We start from the raw sequence: 20,547 nt of genomic DNA, 5'->3' as shown, positions 1-20,547 counted from the left end.
TTCACTCCTCGTCAGTTTGAATTAAAACAGTGATAATTTCTTTAGGGCGGATGGTCCTCTCCACGTATCCGTGTCCCAGACATTCTTTCTTTTCTTCTAGAATCGTAGAAAGATAGACTTCATCTCCTTCTACACTCAGTTCCTGTGGTTCATCCGTAGGGTTAAACCACCTAACAATAATCCCTATTCCTTCTTCCGCAGGCTTGCATGCAGTCAAGGCTAAAGCATCACCCGACCATTTGAGTAGATTGCTAGTCTTTTCATTTCTTCCTTCACCTTGTTCTACTTGCACAACAGTCGGATTCAACGGATAGTGATAGGCTTCATTGAAAGCACGTGAATCAATGACATTTCCTCGATGGGGGATCAACATGAATTCTGCTTTATTTAGACCAAGGCACTGTGCTTCCGGTGTTTCAAACACCCCCCAGTCCCCAAGCTCCCCAACGGATCGGAGCAGTGTGACCGCAATGGATTTTCCGTCCAAGATTTCATATTCATGAAGACCCTTCCCGGCAATCGTCAACCCCTTCTCATGGTCATTGAGGCTGACAAACCTTTGCATATGGTGATCGAACGTCGGATTGATCCACTGGCTTTCCGGTTGGTTTGGACGCTTTACCACTTCAAACACACTATCGGCAAAGTGATACAGATTCCCGTTTCCAACAGGAAACAACGCACGCAAGCGATGGTCTTTTGCTTGATTGTCTATTGTCACTTCGACTTTCAGCCCTTTAGAACCCTTTTCGAGGATGAGCAGGGTTTTAAAGGTTAGCAACACTTCTTCCTCATGTCGCGCCGCTTTACGCTCAGGGTGCCAGACCAGGTCCTGCCGCTCTAATTCCAATTGTTCATCCGCTTGCTTCGGGACAGAAATCTTGGACTCAATCTCAATGGATGCACGAAACGGGTTATTTTCTACAAGGTTCACGGTAGAGGTTTGCTGCTTCGTCGTGAAGACGATACCGTCACTACTTGCTTTGAACATATACTCGTTTCCGATATCCCCCATGTCTTCATACATACCAAGACTTTCATAATGATAGCCCGTTTGTTTGTCCAAGATTGAATAGGATCCATTCTCATGAACGGTCACGCAGATATGCTCGTTTTCAAGCTTTTGTTCTGATTGGTGCCAAATAAGGTTCTCCTCATAAGGCGTATTTTCCCCAGGCACTAAATAACAAGTTTCATAGCCAATATGAATAGGGGATTCTATTGCAAATGTTATTTCTATTTCCTTCGCATAATAAGGTTTTCTGAATCCATCTCCCGGGAGATCGTAACCGAATGAGATGCCCTTTTCTTTCACATGAACAGGTAACGTCGTACCATCCCCTCTCTCTAATACAAAAGAAGGGAGTGGGCTGCTCTTTAACTTACCCGGAATCTGACGAAAATCCAATTCATCAAAATAGATTTTCTGAACCATTACTTTTTCTCGAATGACTTGAGTAGAAGGTTTTCCATCCGTGTAAAACAGGATAAGTGGAATCGCTTCAGGGTTATGATGTGTCGTGGAGATATCGGATGCGATCTCACGCTCTTGCTCCGTAACATATCTCAAAGCCCCTTTCTCAACCTTCTCGAAACGCGTCTCCATTTCCCGATGAACGCCATCTACACTGCATCCACAAATACTGTCATGCGGATGATTCTCCATAAGCATCTTCCAATAAAATTCCGCAAAATCACGGTGAAGTCTTTTATCTTCTACCAAAAGCCCCATCGGCTCCAATATTCTTTCCAATAGAGTCTGACAGCGGTCGTTCGCCTGCTTTAAATAGATTCTCGCAGAAGCTGTGTTCACTAGTGTCGACCATCCATCCGTTTTTTGGTTCCTGAGTTCTCCACGAATGGTTTGAAGCTCATCCGGCAGTTCTTTTTTCACCTCATCTATATATTCTTTGAAACTTGAGTGCTTGAATGTGACGTTCGGAATTAGCTCATTGGCCGTCCCAATGGCTTTTACAATATCCTTTTGCAGAGGTTGATGGTCACAACCATTCATAAATAGTAATTGGGAAGTTGAAGCAAACTTCTCAGCATCTGCAAGTTTCTTTTCCCAAAAAGCTTCAGCCTCCGCTTTACCGGTTGGAATTTCATTTCCATTGGAATACCAATTGGCGAATAAAATCCCTAATACATTCGAGCCATCCGGAGCCTCCCACTTCATTTCCGAATAAGGGGAAGAGAATTCATCACCGTGATGAACCTGATTATTAAACCCTGTCGGTGTCACCCCTCTTCCGAAGGCTGCAACATCTATATGGGCTTGTTGTAATAATTGCGGTGCCTGTCCGTAAATGCCGAACGTATCAGGAAAATACCCCAGCGTAGCTTCTTGACCAAGTTTCTTCGTATCTTTCATCCCATAAAGCAAATTCCTTACATTTGCTTCAGAACTTGTAAGAAATGCATCTTGCAAGATATACCATGGACCGATGATCAAACGCCCTTCACGAATATATCGTTTGACTTCTTCTTCTTTATCAGGACGGACCTGCAAGTAGTCATCAACCATAATCGTTTGTCCATCCAGGTGAAAACTGTGGAAACCCGGATCTTGTGCCAATTGCTCTAACAAATCATCAAACAGCTTTACTAAGTAATAACGGTGTTCTTCCAGTGACATATACCATTCCCGATCCCAATGAGAATGGGAAATAATATGAGCGGTTTTGTTCTCCATCATGACTCTCCTCCAATCATTTCGACTTGTAATTGTTTATAGCGATTCATCGATACTTTCATCACCCAATAGGCTGGCATGACACCCAAGGCAAAGGGAATTAACCCAGGCATTTGATAAATCAGGTAACCTACCATCGTTAAGCCGATGGTGAGGATAAGATTCTGTTTGAAGCTGATGATCGTTATGATAAATGGCTGGTACAGATAACGCTTAAAAGACTGGTCAAAATGAACGTAATAGGGGAATAAATATAGAAATGAAAATACATACAGGATGAGTATGAATAAAATGAGCACCGTGCTGAATAAAGCAATGATACCCTTTAGTTGGGTCACAAGATAAAGATCGATCCATAAGAATAGACCAACACTTGAATAGATCCAGCCCAGACCGTTAACCTTCCAAAAATTCTTTTTGTAATAGTGATGGTATTCACTAAAGAAAGGTTCATCCCGGCCACCTTGTAACCACTTTCTAGTAATTGCAAATAAAGAAACGGTTGCGGGGAAGATTCCCAATACAACACCACCCATTACAATGTGTAATAACCAAGAAAGATTGAGTTGAATCGTCTTCCAAATCCATAGGCTCGCATCTGTAAACAAATCACCCAAACGACTAAACATGAAGATCCCCCTTTCTGTATTCTTCCAACCACACATAAGCAGCCCCCACTAATTGTGCTTCATCCAGATAGTGACACAAAGAGATGGAAGGCCGTACTTTAGCAATAGGCTTTGCATCCAATATCTTGTCCATTCTGGATTCCAGCTCCTCTAAAAAATCAGGCTGTCTAGTAATTCCTCCCCCTACCAAAATCTTCTCAGGATCCAATATGTACTGGATGTTGAAGATTCCGATCGCCAGAGTATAAAAAAAGGAATCTAATGATTTCTGAGCTCCTTCATGGTTCTTCCCGGCTTGTTCAAATACCATGGGCCCTGTCCATCCATCGTCATAAGGGGCTTGATGCTCCAGCCTTCTTGAAATGGCTGAGGACGAACCCAGCTCACTCCATGTCTCATAAACATTTTCATGAATGTCACTTGCTAAAATCGAGTATCCAAATTCGCCTCCATGAAGATTGGCTCCCTTGAAGAGTTTCTTGTTAATGATAAGAGCCCCACCTATTCCCGTACCACATACGATACAGGCGAACGTTTCACATTCTCTTGCCGCCCCTTTCCAAAGCTCTGAAAGGGCAGCACAATTGGCATCATTCTCCATGGCCACCGGCAAACAATATCTCTTACCGAGCAACTGCTTGAGATTATGCTCATGAACAAATGGCACCGCACTATAACCTAAGACATGCCCTGTATCCGTCACACTTCCCGGACTGCTAATGGTTATGCCAATCAAGGAATAATTCTTGTTCATGCGCTTATAATACTCATCGATCACGTCACTAAATTCATCGATTGATTGAGGGGTTGAAACTTCTTCTTTCTCAACTAACTGACCTCTTATGGAAATCAGCGCAAGCTTAATATAGGTGCCGCCTATATCAATGGTTAATAGAAACTCCATATCTCATCACCCTAAATCCGGAAGCTGATTTGATTCGGCAAGTGCCTTAAACCAGCCTGCACTTTTTTTCTTATACCTTCTCCCGGTCTTCAAATCCAGTTCAACGAGTCCATACCTATTCTTGTACTCATTTAGCCAAGACCAGTTATCAATGAAGGTCCATACATGATACCCATAACAATTTGACCCTTCTTCGATTCCTTTGTGAAGCCATTTTAGATGATTGCTCATGAATTCAATCCGGTAGGAATCCTGAATCATCCCTGATGAATCTCTAAACCTTGATTCACCCTCCACTCCCATCCCATTCTCCGCTATATACCAGGGGATGTTTCCATATTGGTCTCTTATCGTCAGGGCAATATCATAAATGCCCTCTTCATATATTTCCCAGCCGCGATGTGGATTCATTTTCGCTCCGTCCCATTGATACGGTTCGAAATAGTGATCAAGTGTGTTTGTCGAAGCAGGTGACCCTGCCTGTACCCTTCGTGGTTGATAATAATTAACACCAAGAAAGTCCACGGGGGAATCTTTCAATAGTTGGAAGTCTCCAGGAAAATAACGGACGTGAATGTGTTCTTGTTCTTTGAAGGACAACAACTCTTCCGGGAACTCACCCTTAACAACCGGATCTAAAAAGCTCCGATTATACAGCACATCGGCCCACATAGCTGCTTCCAAGTCTTTAGGTGTATCTGAGCGGGGATAACTTGGCGTTAAGTTTAAAATGATCCCTATTTTCCCCCGATGGTTCCTGTCCTTAAATGCCCTTACTGCTTTCACATGGGCCATCAACGTATGATATCCAGCCTGAAATGCTCGATTGAGATCGAACACTCCCGGTAGATGCTTATCATTTAAATAACCCATTTCAATGGGTACAATAGGTTCATTAAATGTGACCCATTCCTCAACAAGATCTCCAAATCGTTCAAATGCCACCTTAGCGTAAAACTCAAACTCATCGACAACTTCCCGATTGTCCCAACCGCCTTTCTCGTACAATCGAAAGGGCATATCGAAATGAAACAAATTAACAATCGGCTTAATACCACTTTCATTAAGCCTCTTAAATACATCCCTATAAAAGGCAACCGCCTCTTCATTCACTTGAATGCCATCAGGTAATAACCGCGCCCACGATATCGAGGTTCGAAAGGAATTAAAGCCCGTTTGCTTCATAGTGTCTATGTCTTCTTTATAGTGAGCATAAAAGCCTGAAGTCTCTTCCGGCCCTGTCTGCTGAAAGAAACGTACAGGTTCCTTCTGAAACCAATAATCCCAAACATTTTGAGCCTTTCCTCCACTACTTCCCGCTCCCTCCATCTGGGGTCCCGAAGAAGCCGCGCCCCATAAAAAACCATCAGGAAATTTCATCATTAACACCCTCTCCGGAAATCGCTTACATTTCTTCTTAAAGCCATCATATATAGAAAAAAAAGGAGTTGGAATATGTTCACTCCAACTCCTTTAATAAACGCATGAAAACTTTAAAAATGACACTTTTTGTGGACTGGTGGTTCCCAACTAAACACTATAAGAGAAAAGTAAAAAAACGCAAAGCTCCTAAGCTCTGCGCCTTTCTCATAATCAATCAAACATGAGAAACAATCAACTCAACCTGTCCCTCAATCTCAAATGTCTCAACATCCGCAGGTAGTATGAAATGATCTCCTTTTGTAAGAGAATACTCTTCTCCCTGGACCTTCAGTACCCCATTTCCATCTAATACACTTGCCAGCTGGAATGGCTGGTCTTGCACAAGTGCTGCATGTCCATCGACTTTCCATTTGTATACTGTGAAATACTCTGCTTCCACAAACTTCGTTGACTCTACCCCTTCACGTTTTTCCACAACCGGTTCAACCGCCTCAGCTTTGTGTGGAATGGTCGTCACTTCAATCGACTTGTCGATATGAAGCTCACGGGTATTCCCTTCCCCATCCTTACGGTCATAGTCATACACACGATACGTCGTATCCGAACTTTGCTGTGTTTCTAACACCAATGTTCCTTTACAAAGGGCATGGATGGTGCCACTTGGGACATAGAAGAAGTCACCAGGCTTAACCGGGATTCGGCGAAGCAGGTCATTCCACTCGCCTTTTTCAATCATCGATACAAACTCTTTCTTCGTTTGAGCTGTATGTCCAAAAATCATTTCGGCATCTTCATCACAATCGATGATGTACCAGCACTCAGTTTTACCCAGTTCACCGTTTTCATGTTCTTTAGCATAGGGATCATCCGGGTGCACCTGCACAGAAAGATCTGCGTTTGCGTCCAAAATTTTCGTCAGTAATGGAAACACCGGTGACGAATGGTTCCCAAATAACTCACGATGCTCGTTCCAAAGCTCGCCAATCGTCTTTCCGGCAAACTCACCGTTGACTACTGTGCTCTGTCCATTCGGGTGGCCGGATATGGCCCAACATTCACCCGTTATATCAGATGGAATATCGTAGTTGAATTGGTCTTTTAATGCCGTACCTCCCCAGATTCTTTCCTGGAATACGGGTTGTAGAAATAGTGGTTGGTTCATGGTTGCCTCCTAATGTTCGCTTTTTGTATGTACTTGTACGATTTCACTAATCTTATCAACGACCCAGTTGATTCTTTTGAGCTCCGATCTCTTATCTCATTGATAACCATTTCATCAATCATAAGGCTCATTAGCTCTTCCCAATTGATTGTCTTACATAATGTAGGTTCTATCAAGTACGAAATAGTGTTCGACCTTATTTCATTGACTGACAATCGATCATCCGTAGTGGCTTATTGAATGATCGCTTTACTCCACCTTCTCGTCATTATGTTCCCCAAGCACTTTATATCTTATTGACTACCTCAATTTCCAGTAGCCTTCTATAAAAAAAGCCAAAACCGACATCCGATTTTGGCAAAATTCTATTCTGAAAGTAAATGATTAATATCCATGAACCTCCAGTTCAAAAATACGCGCTGCCTGATCCCCTGTTTGAGTAGGTTCGTTTATCGATAAACGAACGAAGCGAGCTTCTGTCACGGGTATCGTATGCTCGGTAACAGAGGCCTGGTTATCAACCACGCTTACATTCTCTTCCCACGTTTCTCCATCCATACTCGTCTCTATAACAAAGGATTTTGTGTTAAACGCAGGAGATTCTCCTCCTGCTTCAGCATGTTTCACGATGAATTTAGATAAATGATACGTATCTTGTAAATCAACCATCATCCACTGATCCGTTCCAAGCGCACACCATTTACTGTTATTCTCCACTCCCCCATCGACAGCCTTATCTGCTCCTTCACTCGGAGCACAGGAACCACTTGATTCAGTCGCTTTATTCAAGGCAACATTTTCAATCGCATCCGCGTCTTCAGAAACGTAAATATAAGCTTGTTTCGTCATGACATCTTCGCCCGATGTATTCCGAGCCGTCAACGTAACTGAAAATAACCCCTCCTCGAGATATTGAACAACAGGGTTCTCCTCTGAACTAACCGCCGGCTGGCCACCTTCGAATTGCCATTCCCACTCTTCAGTGACTTCTGAAGCTTCACTAAAGAATTGTACCTTATCACCTGGGCGTATAACCGTTTGATCGACCCGAAAGTCTGCTTCCGGCTTTGGATAGGCTGGCCAGTCCATTTTGACGACACTGCCTTCTCCTCTTACAAGCTCCTCACTAACTGATACTACCTCATAAGAAGTAGATACTTCTTTTCCCTCTCTTTTTAAATCATTTAAAGCAAGGACATGGTTTGGAGTTGACCCTACCCATTCTTTTGAACCATCTGAATGAATTCTGTACACCTCATAATGTTTAACTTTATCTACTCTTTTCCATGATAGCCTGACATCTGCATATAAACCATCTACAAAATCGAGTTGAGAGACCTTAAGCCCTGTTGGATTTTGAGGCTTATCTTTTTCATCCTTATCATTGTAAATCTTCATTTCTCCAATATGAATTTCATAATCCTCAGGTTTTTTAACTTTATCGAAATGAAGGGAAACGGAGGAAAGACGATGTCCCTTAAATTTCGTCAGATTAAACGTTTGAGTGACCCAATCTCCGCTACTCTTCTTTTTCACTTTCAAAAAGGAAGTCTTATCATGATCAAAGTTTAGTTGTACGTCCATCTCAGGTTTCTTTTCATCTGTTTTATACGTAATGGAAAACTTTGTGTCTTTGGTAATTTCCACATCTGTTTCATAAAGAGACAGAGTCGTCTTGCTATTCTCATCACGCGTGCCTTGAACTTTCAATGAGCTTCCACCGTAGTAAGACTTACTCCAGTCAAAGGTTGGATCCAATAATTCGCCTTCTCCTTCCACTTTCCAACGCCAAGTCGGTAAAATGTCTTGGAGACTTCGGTTATTCCACTCCCGTTCAGATAACTTTTCTCCGTCAACAGCAAAGAATTCTCCACTTCCCGTATTAAAGTTCGTCGTGAATGGAAGGGACTGAATCGTTGTCTTTTCAGAAAAATGACTTGAAATTCCAGGCCAATTCACTTCAGGATCCCCTGTCCAAAACGCTTCTTCTTTTTGATAAAACTCGGTCATCGTACTTGACGATTTAAATGCCCAATCCGGGCGATAAATACCAAGAGATGTCCAAGGAGAACCGTCCTCCCTGAATAGGTTGTCCCACTTCACCGAGGTCTCTGTCCCATTTGCTTCCACATCTATTCCTGAATACAAATCGAAAGGAGATCGTCCAATTTCCAACGCCTTTTCATACGAGCGTTCTTGACTTTCACCCCTCCACCAGAAATTCAGGAACATACTGTCGGATACACGTTGGCGCTCATCTTGCAGAAAATACGTATTCTTATCCGTTAAATAGTTCTGCCAATCTATTTCGCCTGATTTCACCATCGAATCATACCACATAATCTCAAAGTCCTTTGGCTTATGATCCTGAAGGTAGATAAGAAACTCTTGCATCTTCTCAGCTTGTTCCTCGTCACCACCCTCGGTCTCCTGATTAATAAACCAGCCGTCAAACCCATAATATTCTGCTACTTCAAGCAACTTGTCAGCAGCCGGGAACGACCCATCCTCCCGCTGTGTCAACATTTGATCGACCCACTCTTCTTTTCCGCCATACACTTTTGGCGGGAAAAAGACGTTTCCTAAAATCGGTACACCGTTACGGTGAGAAGCATCAATCACATCAGCACTCGGGGGCACGATGATTCCTTCTCCAGAAGAACCTGCCCAGTACACCATCACATCTACATATTGCCAAAAGGCAAATGTGTTCGCATAAAACTCCTCTCCTCCTTGAGAAGGTACTCCACTCGTATGAGGGTTCAAAGCAGATAAAGCTACAACACGCGCAGAATTAGTACCTTCACTCGACTCTACCCGATTCGCCAGAGGAACCATGGACCTGTTGTAGGCTGCGTCCGGATCCTGATCAGGCGACCATTCTAGAAGACCTTCCGGATACCAATGAGAAGAAGTGGGGCCTTCCGCCATTACTGCCATGGGAAATAGAAACAAAACGAAAAACATGAAACTTCCAACCATTCTTTTATAACCGTTCTTCATTTCCTTTACTCAACCTCCTATTATGAATGGATCAATCCTTTTATTGCCTTGTTCCAATCCACCCCCTTCATGAATTAGAAACTACTAATCTCCATTTTGTAAACGTTTACAAAAATAGAAAAAAGCAGATGGATTAGATTTAATTTAGTCGAGAAGGTAAGAGGAATCAATTGATTTGGAGGATGTTGTAAAGTATGGACAGTTAATCTTTAAATATTACAGTCTATTTATTTATCTACCTGAGAACGAATTTATGAGAAGCTGGAGGAGAAGGTTTATATTATAGGTGCTATATATGTGGCAGTTTGAAGCTTCCTTCATAAGTATCAATGGGAGGGAACTACTTATGAATCGGGAATTGATAATTAAACAATCCTTGCAAGATCACAATCAAAAGGAAAGGTGACACGACAAAGCTGTCCTGCAGAACACCGATCGTTTTCTCGATTTCTGCCGTATCGACCCCGTTCTTTCCAAAATTCCTACCGAGATAGGCATATACTAGAAGTGCGATGACAAATCCAGGAATGGTCGTGTATAGCATATGACGGATATGTACAAACAAATTGGTGTTGGTCAGCCCCGAAGCAAGATTCGTCGTATCCGACAACGGCGACATCTTATCACCGAAATAAGCCCCTGAGATGATGGCACCGGCTATCATTGGAGCTGGGATCCCCATACTCATCCCGATTCCCATGCCGGCCACCCCGATCGTCCCCATTGTTGACCACGAGCTCCCGATGGCAAGGGAGACAATCGCACAGATCACCGCAATGGACAGCAGAAACAGGGACGGCGTGATCATTTTCAACCCGTAATAAATCATTGTCGCCACAACGCCCCCTCCAATCCAGGCACCGATCGTCAGTCCGACCAGCATAATAATGACAACGGCCGGAAGCGCAAGGCGAATCCCCTTATACATCGCCTCCTCAATCTCTTTCCACTTGAACCCGGCAAACCAGGCAACAAGCGCTGCCGTAGTTGTCCCAATGATAAGCGGGATGTGCGGCCCCTGCTCCAACACCACGATCGTAATAGCCATGACCGTGATCATGACGAGGAGCGGAATGATCGCCAACCCAAAAGACATTTCCTTCTTCTTCATCCTAAATCCCCCTTGTAATCCCCTTTTGTTTTTTGACAATTTTAAATTGTCGCTAAATAGACGTTATATAAGTACTATAATGGGAGAGCGGGAAGTCGTCAATCGGATATTGGTAGGGTTTAGGGGAAGCAGATGGAGCAGGGGGACGGTTCTTCTGCTTCCTTTAATAGAAGCAATAGAACCGTCCCTGCGCTCACCTAGTGTGGGTGCGCAGGTCACTACCCAAATAAAGACGAGGGGATCACCCCCCTCGTCTCTAACACTTATTGGGACACGGTGCCTGTCCACCAGTCCCACAATCTAACGCTTAACCGTGAATTTCCTCGGCTCAGACGACAGCGTCAATCTACTCTCATCCTGCATTGTAACCTTCACGTAGTAGTCCCCATCTGGATAATCACTATCCGGAACCCACGGAAGGTTATAAATGGAATGTTCATTATAGATGTCTGCTTCTTCAAGCGTTCCCCCTGTGCATCGGTAATTTCCAAATGCCAATTGAGGCGTTTGCATCCGAAGAGCATCAGACGCAGCGGCTTGGTTTCACTTACGCTTGAAGCGTTGTTGATGCCTAAATAGTTAATAAGGGGTTCAGCGTTTAAATACGTTTCATCCCCCTGGTACGCAACTCCCACATTCCGGGCATTGTCTATGGCAGAGATGGTGACCAGCTCAGGCTTAACGTTGGAAATGTACTCTGATGCCCCATCTTGAACCCGTTGGGACTTTCCGTTCACCCAAAGCAGGGGCTGCCAAGAGGACCGGTGCCTGTGTCTTCTGTTAGATCCCAGCTGATATGGTAGTTTCCACCCGGCAACTCTTCCACCTTGATGTCTTCTACTTTAGGAGCCTCGGAATCTACTTTTATCGGGATCTTGGTCACTTGCGGTTCAGCCCCCTCATAATTCAACGTACTTGTATATACGTAATAGTACTGACCATCCGGTATTGTTTTCCCTTCATCATCCGTAGAATTCCAGAAGAACCCTTCCATTTTATAAGAGTAATCCCTGTAGCTCATGATGTTCTTTCTGAATTTAAACGGAGTTCCATCTTCTGTGAATTCACTAAAGTTGCTTATCTCTTTAATGGTATTCCCTTTTTCATCCTGAATTCTCAGGGACAGCTCCTTCAGGTTGCGCAGTGCGGTGAAGGAAGGATTGGCCCCCTCACTAAGCAAGTGGAAACAGCCTTGCACACGACTAAGTTAGTACATGATAAGTCCATTAAAGCCCGGTTATTTTACAATATTTCCAGAGTGCTGACACGAATAGGAGAACTCGAGGATTCAACCGCCTATTGCCTCGAGGCCATCAAATGGTGTTTCGAAGAAGAACTTCTATGGGGATTGGGCGAATTGCATTATCAGATAGGCTACAACTATGAGTTGGTCGGTGACTATGAAAAAGCCCTTCCTTATTTCAAACATGCCTTGCATATGTTTGAAATAAGGGAAGATAAGGTGTATATAGCGTTTCTTATAACTAAGATTAATGAGATTTCGAAGCGATTGCAGATGGGATGAAATAAACAAAGGCAGAGATAAAAGGAAGCACAGGATATCCCTGTGCTTCCTTTTTATGTTATTTAATTTGTATCAAATTCGTATCCAATTCCTTCACAACGTTTTCGGTGATTGCTCCCGGTCCACCCCATACCATGTAATGAGAATAATCCATCAAGAGGGATTTGGTCGGACTTGGTATAGAGGTATCGCTGACCAACAAAATAGGCGAGTTATTTTTTGCTGCCAGGACAGATCCTGCAAGGGCATCAGGGAAGTTCTTTCCTGTCGCAACATATCCCGTGTTTTTCCCCAGTGCCAGGTTTTCAACAATCAACTTAGCTGTTTCATAGCGATTTATTCCACCGTAGCGAACCGGGCTTGGGAGTTGATTTTCTATGGACTCACTGACTGCACCTGCCGCACCTACAATGATGGTATTTGCCTTCCCTGCAAGTGCTTTTTTCGTCGCATCCGGTAACGAAGCTTTTTCAGTCAATAGAATCGGGATGCTATTCTTTGAAGCGTATGGTGCTACAGCCAGGGCATCAGGAAAATTTTTACCGTTTGCGATCACAGCTTTTGTGGAGGGTATTTCTTTCGCCACATACGCAGCTGTCTCGTAACGGTTATCCCCACCGATTCGTTTCACAGAAATATCCATGTACTCCAATTCTTCCACAACATGATTGGAAACGGCTCCCTCACCACCAAGGATGATCACGTTCTTCGCTTTAAGGCGCTGAACCTCCCTCCAGGTGGCAATCGGAAGTTTTTCCTTATCCGTCAATAGAATCGGGGCATTGTGATAATAAGCCAGAGGACCACCTGCAAGGGCATCGGGGAAGTCATTCCCTGAGACCAACACAACCGTGTCAGAGGTTTTGAAGCCCTGCTTTGAAATCTCCACTGCTGTGTCGTAGCGCTTCGCTCCCTGTATCCTGTCTGTTAACTCCTGTACTTTAAACGCATATGGCATGTTCGGGGTACCCCAATTGTTTTCCAATCTTACATAGTACGTCCCAGCAGGCAGCTCCAGCCGCTCTACATCAGGACCATACTCGGCAAAATGGACGTCTGTGTCCAGATTGACATATTCCTTCCCATTTTCATCCACAAGGAGGGCATTCCATGATCCTTCATTATCTCTTTCTATACTGAAAGCAATCTTCTCGGTACGATCTAAGGTAAATGTAAAATAATCTTTGTCGTCATATGTTTGTATGTGACCTTTGTAGGTTTTGTTCAATTGCATAGAAGATGCTGCTTCCATTTTGTCATTGAATTCTTTTTCATAATAATCGTTTTGGGTTTGTTTGACCATGAACGTATATGGGACTTCTGGGGATTTGTGATAGTCGGTGCTCACCTTGATAAAATATTCTCCCGCAGGCAAGCCGATATTCACCTCTTCAGCACCCGTGACCCCAGAATGAAATCTAGTACTAAATTGCGTATAAGGGTCACCATTTTCATCAGTGATTTCCACATCCCATGTAGCGCCTTCCACTCGATTAAATTGTATAACCGTATTTCCAGTCTTATCTAGTGTAAAACGGTAAAAGTCTACATCTTCAGTCGATCCCAGGGTTCCTTCATACTCCTGGTCAAGATTGATTGACACCGCATTCTCCAAAGTATCTCCCTGTACAGAAGCAGCTTTCACCGTACCACCTATACATACAGATATTAACAACATCGTAATCATACCTAGACTGCTTAGAAATTTCCTCACATTTTGCCTCCTTAGTATTTGGGTTATTTTTACAACAAGTCTATTATACTATGTATTTGGGTTAATATTACATTTTAATTACAAACATAACTTTTGACCCATTCTTAGGGTGGCGAGAGGGCAGGACCCCCCACGAAAAATCTATTATTCACAAGGGGCTCATGGCTGCAGAACCAAATTAAAATGATAGTTTTAGAGCACAGTTACCTTAAAGACTCTTCGGTTACTGAGAAAGATAACATCTAAGTTATAAAGTAATCCAGTTTATTTGACTACCTAAAGAAAATTCGACAAGTAGGATCAATTATTTAAAAAGAGGATTAAAAAATCGAATACAGGATCAATTATCTTAAAACAGGTTTGAAAATAGTCCGATCAGGATTAATTCTTAAGCAGAGACACCCTCACCATCCTTTCCGGCCGCTATATGTACCCATGTAACTCTCAAAATCCCACCTCAGCTAAAAATCCGCAAACTTTTCCTTGGTTTTCAAACAAAACAGACAGAATGGGATCCTTTGAGCATCGATTCAATCTCAATCCAGCCCGATTTGTTTACAGTGGGTGCCTGTCCCCCGTCCCATCCCAAAAATCTAGCTCTTCCGATATTTATCCTCAATGATTTTGTAGTTTTCATGGTTAATCTTATCCCACTCAGTCTTCTTATAATTAAGCCCTTTGAGTTTTTGATTGATCCACACAAGATCATATTCCCTGAAATATACTGACTTAGCCCATGACTTCATGTTCTCATGCTCAGGATGCTTCTCATCACGATAAGCATCAAGAAATTCATAGAACCCATGTATACCACCAACATCTTCAGGTGGTGCTGTTTCCGCTCCATCAAGAAGAGTCGGAAAGCCAAAATAGTAATCGTCGACAATCCGCTCAAGCTTTACAGTAAAATGCCAACCATCACCAAAATCATAGGAATACCTGATTTCCTTATGCTTTTCCAGATACTCATCGATCTTTAAACCAGTGGGTTTCCGTACTTCAATCTTAAGTCTTTCCTGATAATTCTGTTCAAAATTCAGCATTTCAGATGATATGGATCTTAGCCGTTCTTCATACTCGGCCTTGTTTTTCTTATAATGCTGATGCTCAAGGTATGCTTCTTCATTATCCGTGACAGTCTTTTGATCCTTCGTCAGGTCGAATTCAAAGAGGTGATAACCACCATGAGGATAACCACTCAGAAAATTAGTCACGTTCTGGATAATATCATGAAGCCTCCTATATGTCGCTCCTGCTGGCAAGATCACCCTTCTCCATATTAACGGATCGGACTCTTCTAATTCGATTTTGACAATGTAGGATTTCAATTTGAATCCCCCCTATTTAATATTTGCTGAGAAGGGACAAAGGGACAGGTCCCTGTCCCAGAACAAAAGAATACGAGTACAATGAATTCTCCCGTCATCCTCACTTTTTTGCGTAATGGTTCTGTCCCCATGTCCCAGGAAAAGGAATATCCGTGCCCCCATTCCCATAGATTTAGAGTAATCGAAAGGAGCTGGTCTCAATGCTTGAGTGGAGTGCTGTTATTGCAGCCGTCGCGTTCTCCGTTCTCGTCATCTATTTAATTATGACATTAAGAAAAGTAATGACAACCCTTGCTGAAACGGAAAAGACGCTGTCTGACGCCAGGAAAGCCGTGAACGGAGTGACAGAGGAAGCAGAAGAATTGATTCATACAGCCAACCAGATTTCGGATGATGTAAAAGGAAAAATGAAAGCTGTTGATCCTTTACTTGAGTCCGTTCATGACGTGGGTGATATGTTACAAAATGTGACCAGCTCGGTGAAAAGGACCGCTTTGCAAAAGAGGAATCCGAAAACCATTCATACACAAGACAGTAATTCAGTCCAAATTAAACTGAAGTAAGCCATAAGAGGTCCGGGCAGCCGGCCTCTTTCTTGTGTTCTTATTCATCCCCTGTTTAACAAGTTGCGAATAGAAACGGAAAAAAGACACCCTATAAAAATTTTTAAAAAATGCTCCATTATTAGGACGGCGTATTCTTTATTGATAAATAATTTCCGATATGAAACAACGTCGTGAAGAATATAATGTAGAAACAAATTGACAGACTTTCAGGGGGACAGCTATGAACACATACATTGAAGTGGAACCGGGAATCGAATTATTCGTGCAGGATACCGGCAGTGGGGAGCCTATTGTATTTATTCCGGGTTTTACATTTACCACTGAGGTCTTCACCGAGCAGGTCAAGCATTTTTCAAAAACTCACCGAGTAATTGTGGTCGATCCCAGAAGCCATGGACGGTCAACCATGACGGTCCACGGGAATGACTATGTCACGCATGGGACAGATCTACAAAAGGTATTGAAGCAATTAAAGATCGAGAATGTAACGCTTGTCGGCTGGTCATTCGGATGCTTAACGGTTTGGGAATATATCCGCCAATTCGGTACGGTTGGGATCAAATCCCTCGTCCTCATTGATATGCCGCCTAAATCACTATCCCTCCACCAAGACCAGGAATGGGTGGAAGGCCCGCTTGATGACATGGCGGCAGCCTACACGAACTACCTTCGCAATCCAAAAGGACAACGGGATTTCATTGCTGCTTATGCCAAGGGAGTCATGGTCCAACGGGAGCTGGAAGAAGAAGAGTTGACGTGGATTGTCGAGCAATCGCTGAAGACACCTTACTATATTGCCGCCAATTTGTTTTCTTCGGGGCTTTTCTCCGATTATCGTGAGGAGGCGGCAGAGAGCAGTGAATCTGTTCCGACTCTTTTTGTTGTAGCCGAGCACTGGGCAGAAGTTGCGACCTATAGTCTGAGAAAGCTTGCTCCTAAAGCGTCGGTGGAGGTATTGGGAGGACACCTTATGTTTTGGGAGTATAGTGAGAAGTTTAATGGTGTGGTTGAGAGCTTTTTGGGAGGGAATGGATAATACTTTTTTGTTCTGCCGAAGACTAGAACAACAGAGACTGCCTTTTCGCTGAGAAGGCAGTCTTTTCTTTGAAGATAAATTTGATTGAGTGAACGGTGTATTTCATTTATTAATTGATGGTTCAGACTTTTGAACTCACGATACTTGATCAAAAAAATACCTCCAATAATAAAATCAGTGTCCTTTTATTATCTGAGGTTCTATGCCCGGGACAATGGCTCAAATTATCCTTCCTCCCCCATGTTTATGTGAAATGTAGAGTGAGGAAACAAATTCACCGTAATACAAAAGGAAGCTTCTCCATGAAAAAGACGGGGTTTTGATGGATTCACCTTATAACAATGAAGAGGTAGTTCAAGGTTTCAACATACTCACATTTGAACCGGTCCTGAAAGAAATGGCCAGTATCCCCCCTCAATGAGACCCCTCTCCGTGTTACACTAAGAATAATGAATACCACCAAAGAGGTGCTACTATGGACTACTCAGTAATAGGAACAAAAATCAAGGAAATGAGGAAGATGGTCGGGCTCACACAAGGAGACCTGGCGGAAGGAATCTGTACGCAGGCACTCATCAGCAGGATTGAAAAAGGAGACATTTATCCAAGTGCCACGGCTCTGTATCAAATTGCTGTTAAACTTGGTGTCGACATCAATTATTTCTTTGAAATCGGAACCACACCCAGGTTGGATTATATCCGGGAAGTGGAAAAGCAATTAAAATACTTAAGAGATACACGGGAATACAGAGGGATGATCGATGTCGTGAAAATCGAGGAAAAGAATCCCCTGTTTTATAAAGATAATGAGAAGCTTCAGTTACTCTACTGGCACAAAGCGATCTACCTGTATGAAGAGAAGAAAGAAACCGAATCGGCCTTTACCCTTTTACAAAAAGCGTACCATCTGACCGCCCATACTAAAAAAGCCATGTCCGAAAGAGAAATGGAAATCCTTTCAACCATTGGTACGATTCATGCTACGCTCCATCACCATGACGAAGCACTCGATTATTATCATCAAGTTGAAACAGCCATGAAAACGACCGAACATTTACAAGAAAAGGTCATCAAAACCAAATTGTTCTGTAATATGGCCAGAGTCCTGACCCGCTGTCACAGACTGGAAGAGTCAACAAATTATTGCCTAAAGGCGATCAAGTGGTGTTTCGAGGAAGAACTTCTCTGGGGAATAGGCGAGCTGCATTACCAAATCGGCTACAACTATGAGCTGATGGATGACATGGAAAAAGCCCTTTTCTATATGCAACGGGCATACCATATGTTTGAGCTTCGTAATGATAAAGTCCATATAGACTTTCTCGGGAAGAAGATGGAGAAGATGAGGGCGCAGGAAGCATAGGATTCATCCACGATGTTTTCCTCAGCAGGAGTACAGGCAAGGTTGATGGGATGAATGGATGCAAGAACTAAGGGGACGGTTCTGGTGCTTCAAAAATAACACCCAAAAAGAGAGCATGCGAAACGTCCCTCCCCTTCCCGATTGCATCCCAACATTATATACAATACAATTCATTATATATAACCTCATAAATCTAAACGCGATAAAGGACTGTATGAAATGTCGAAAACCAAAAAAGTGAATACGCTTATTTCCCTCAAGGATGAAGTGAAAGAAAAACTTAGAGAGGATATTATTATGTTCAAACTCAAGCCCGGTGACCGCATTGTCGAAACAGAAGTTGCCAAAAGGCTGGGTATTAGTCAGGTCCCGGTGAGGGAGGCACTTAGGGGCCTGGAGGAAGAAGGGCTCATTCATACGATTAAGTATAGAGGTGCGTTTGTAACGGATATCAATCCCGTTGAAATGTATCATATGTTTTCATTAAGGGCGAAGATCGAGACAGATGCCATTGAAGTGGTTCTCCCCCAGCTGACCAAAAGGCATTTTGGTGAATTATACGATATCGTGGACAAAATGAAATACGCCGAGAAGGATTATGCGGTCCAGTCGCAACTGGATATGGAGTTTCATCGTACAATCATTGAATGGTCCAATGTAGATGTATTTTTACGCATTTGGGGAATGTTAACGAATCATATCCGACGATATATCACGTTATTGAATCCGAAGGTCCGGATCCTTCCAGAGGAAGTCCATCAATATCATCAAGCCCTTGTGGAAACACTGGAAGAAAGAGATGTAGAGAAAGCAAAAACCGTCTTCAAAGAGCATATTATGAAAATGGTTGAAAAATAGACTCGAAACGAAGACCCTATCTATTTATGGTAGGGGTCTTGACGTGCCCTTATAGATTATATATAATCACAGATATTATATATAATATTAAATCTGAATTTTCACAAAGGTTTTGGGGAGTAAAGAAATTTTTTTGAAGTGTATTGTTAGCGGTTACATTCTCTGTTTGAATCAGGATTCTCATCTGTTTCTTACAGGGCCAATTACAAAGGGGGAATCAAGATGAAAAGAAAGTTCAACGTTTTTAGCCTGATTATGGCAGCTGTCTTACTGATTGGATTAGCAGGTTGTGGAAAAAGTGCGGGGGGATCAGAATCCAAAACCGTTACATTAAAGCTGGGTCACAATCAGCCGACCTCTTCGCCATTCCATGCAGGGGCCGAAAAGTTTGCAGAATTAGTAGCAGAGAAATCAGATGGGAATGTGAAGGTTGATGTGTATCATGACAGTCAATTAGGGGATGAAGGGGAACTTGCTACAGGTACGAAAATGGGAACAGTGGATATCTCGCTTGTGGCGACTGGAAGTGTGACGCAATATTACCCTCGCTATTCCATGTTTGATTTGCCTTTTCTCTTCAGGGATTACGATCATGTCGATAAAGTATTACAGGGCGAAGTGGGAGAACAGCTTGCCAGTGAAGCGGAAGAACAAGGTGGCTTTAAAGTGATGAGCTACTGGGAATCCGGGTTCAGACACTATGTAAACAGTAAGCGTCCTTTGAAATCACCCGAGGACCTGGAAGGACTGAAAATCAGGACGCCTGAATGGCCGGTGCTGACCTCCGCCACCGAGACGCTTGGGGCCAGTGCCGTACCAATGCCATTCTCCGAGCTTTATATGGCAGCACAGCATGGGGTTGTCGATGGTCAAGAAGGACCAATATTCGCGATCAAAAGCTCGAAAATGTATGAAGTGCAAGATTACATGGTCTTAGACGGTCATACGTATACAGCGATGCTCCTGATTATGAATCCAGATAAGTTTAATAGTCTATCAAAAGATGTCCAAGAGGTGTTAACCGAGGCATCGAAGGAAGCCGGGGATTATGAGAGACAGTTAATCCGTGATAATGAAAAGGAAGATATTCAGTACCTGAAAGAAGAAGGCGATTTAGAAATCGAAGAAAACCCCGATAAAGACGCATGGAGAAAAGCCGTTCAGCCTGTCTATGACAAGTACAGCGATGAATTTGGTAAAGATCTTATTCAGCAAATCATGGATACAAAGTAGATGTATAGGGGGGCTTTCCCTGCCCCCTTTCATGAAT

At 43.1% G+C, this 20,547-nt stretch carries 16 protein-coding genes and 1 pseudogene; 6 read left to right on the top strand and 11 right to left on the bottom strand.

Annotation, left to right across the window (positions count from 1 at the left end; translation table 11 throughout):
• Position 1: 1 nt before the first annotated feature.
• The 9 genes and pseudogenes from RSX31_RS18035 to RSX31_RS17995 all read right to left on the bottom strand — a co-directional run bounded on the left by RSX31_RS18035 (position 2) and on the right by RSX31_RS17995 (position 12,067).
• Positions 2 to 2,698: an alpha-mannosidase gene (locus tag RSX31_RS18035; RefSeq protein ID WP_315635534.1), complete on the bottom strand. Its 2,697-nt coding sequence runs from the start codon at positions 2,696 to 2,698 to the stop codon at positions 2 to 4.
• Positions 2,695 to 3,324: a YesL family protein gene (locus tag RSX31_RS18030; protein ID WP_315635532.1), complete on the bottom strand. Its 630-nt coding sequence runs from the start codon at positions 3,322 to 3,324 to the stop codon at positions 2,695 to 2,697. Before RSX31_RS18030 ends, RSX31_RS18035 begins: the two co-directional genes overlap by 4 nt.
• Positions 3,317 to 4,228 (bottom strand): ROK family protein, encoded by a 912-nt coding sequence (locus RSX31_RS18025; RefSeq protein WP_315635530.1) that lies wholly within the window; start codon positions 4,226 to 4,228, stop codon positions 3,317 to 3,319. The genes RSX31_RS18030 and RSX31_RS18025 overlap by 8 nt, the downstream gene beginning before the upstream one ends.
• A 6-nt stretch (positions 4,229 to 4,234) precedes the next feature.
• The gene (locus RSX31_RS18020) at positions 4,235 to 5,608 is read right to left on the bottom strand and encodes a glycoside hydrolase family 1 protein (RefSeq protein WP_315635529.1); all 1,374 of its coding nucleotides are present in this window, start codon (positions 5,606 to 5,608) and stop codon (positions 4,235 to 4,237) included.
• 217 nt (positions 5,609 to 5,825) lie between these two features.
• Positions 5,826 to 6,773 (bottom strand): mannose-6-phosphate isomerase, class I, encoded by a 948-nt coding sequence (gene manA, locus RSX31_RS18015; RefSeq protein WP_315635527.1) that lies wholly within the window; start codon positions 6,771 to 6,773, stop codon positions 5,826 to 5,828.
• Between the two features lie 384 nt (positions 6,774 to 7,157).
• Positions 7,158 to 9,776, bottom strand: coding sequence for an endo-beta-N-acetylglucosaminidase (locus tag RSX31_RS18010; RefSeq protein WP_315635525.1), 2,619 nt, complete (start codon positions 9,774 to 9,776; stop codon positions 7,158 to 7,160).
• Positions 9,777 to 10,161: 385 nt separating this feature from the next.
• Positions 10,162 to 10,887 (bottom strand): annotated as a pseudogene (locus RSX31_RS18005) (Na+/H+ antiporter NhaC family protein); the annotation flags it as partial.
• A gap of 371 nt (positions 10,888 to 11,258) precedes the next feature.
• Positions 11,259 to 11,624, bottom strand: a complete 366-nt coding sequence (locus RSX31_RS18000; RefSeq protein WP_315635523.1) for a hypothetical protein — start codon at positions 11,622 to 11,624, stop codon at positions 11,259 to 11,261.
• Positions 11,621 to 12,067: a flagellar hook assembly protein FlgD gene (locus RSX31_RS17995; RefSeq protein ID WP_315635521.1), complete on the bottom strand. Its 447-nt coding sequence runs from the start codon at positions 12,065 to 12,067 to the stop codon at positions 11,621 to 11,623. Before RSX31_RS17995 ends, RSX31_RS18000 begins: the two co-directional genes overlap by 4 nt.
• 12 nt (positions 12,068 to 12,079) lie before the next feature.
• Between RSX31_RS17995 and RSX31_RS17990 the strand changes: the two genes are divergently transcribed.
• Positions 12,080 to 12,412, top strand: a complete 333-nt coding sequence (locus tag RSX31_RS17990) for a tetratricopeptide repeat protein (protein ID WP_315635519.1) — start codon at positions 12,080 to 12,082, stop codon at positions 12,410 to 12,412.
• 58 nt (positions 12,413 to 12,470) lie between these two features.
• On the opposite strand, the gene RSX31_RS17985 is transcribed toward RSX31_RS17990, so the two are convergent.
• Positions 12,471 to 14,126 carry a cell wall-binding repeat-containing protein gene (locus RSX31_RS17985; RefSeq protein ID WP_315635517.1) on the bottom strand — a complete coding sequence of 552 codons (1,656 nt, stop codon included), beginning with the start codon at positions 14,124 to 14,126 and terminating at the stop codon, positions 12,471 to 12,473.
• Positions 14,127 to 14,719: 593 nt separating this feature from the next.
• On the bottom strand, positions 14,720 to 15,454 hold the full coding sequence (locus RSX31_RS17980; protein ID WP_315635515.1) for a plasmid pRiA4b ORF-3 family protein: 735 nt from the start codon (positions 15,452 to 15,454) through the stop codon (positions 14,720 to 14,722).
• A 200-nt stretch (positions 15,455 to 15,654) separates the two neighbouring features.
• Here RSX31_RS17980 and RSX31_RS17975 point away from each other — a divergent pair, with 200 nt between their 5' ends.
• The 5 genes from RSX31_RS17975 to RSX31_RS17955 all read left to right on the top strand — a co-directional run bounded on the left by RSX31_RS17975 (position 15,655) and on the right by RSX31_RS17955 (position 20,510).
• The gene (locus RSX31_RS17975) at positions 15,655 to 16,017 is read left to right on the top strand and encodes a DUF948 domain-containing protein (protein ID WP_315635513.1); all 363 of its coding nucleotides are present in this window, start codon (positions 15,655 to 15,657) and stop codon (positions 16,015 to 16,017) included.
• Between the two features lie 223 nt (positions 16,018 to 16,240).
• Positions 16,241 to 17,056 carry an alpha/beta fold hydrolase gene (locus RSX31_RS17970; protein WP_315635511.1) on the top strand — a complete coding sequence of 272 codons (816 nt, stop codon included), beginning with the start codon at positions 16,241 to 16,243 and terminating at the stop codon, positions 17,054 to 17,056.
• 475 nt (positions 17,057 to 17,531) lie between these two features.
• Positions 17,532 to 18,419: a helix-turn-helix domain-containing protein gene (locus RSX31_RS17965; RefSeq protein ID WP_315635509.1), complete on the top strand. Its 888-nt coding sequence runs from the start codon at positions 17,532 to 17,534 to the stop codon at positions 18,417 to 18,419.
• Between the two features lie 219 nt (positions 18,420 to 18,638).
• Positions 18,639 to 19,277: a GntR family transcriptional regulator gene (locus RSX31_RS17960; protein ID WP_315635508.1), complete on the top strand. Its 639-nt coding sequence runs from the start codon at positions 18,639 to 18,641 to the stop codon at positions 19,275 to 19,277.
• Positions 19,278 to 19,499: 222 nt separating this feature from the next.
• A complete protein-coding gene (locus RSX31_RS17955; protein ID WP_315635507.1) occupies positions 19,500 to 20,510 on the top strand; it encodes a TRAP transporter substrate-binding protein in 1,011 nt (336 codons plus the stop codon).
• The last annotated feature ends 37 nt before the right edge of the window (positions 20,511 to 20,547 follow it).

The organism is Rossellomorea yichunensis, from assembly GCF_032337515.1.
Classification (GTDB): domain Bacteria; phylum Bacillota; class Bacilli; order Bacillales; family Bacillaceae_B; genus Rossellomorea; species Rossellomorea yichunensis.
The sequence above is the reverse complement of the archived record's forward strand: the minus strand, read 5'-3'. Positions and strand labels throughout refer to the sequence as shown.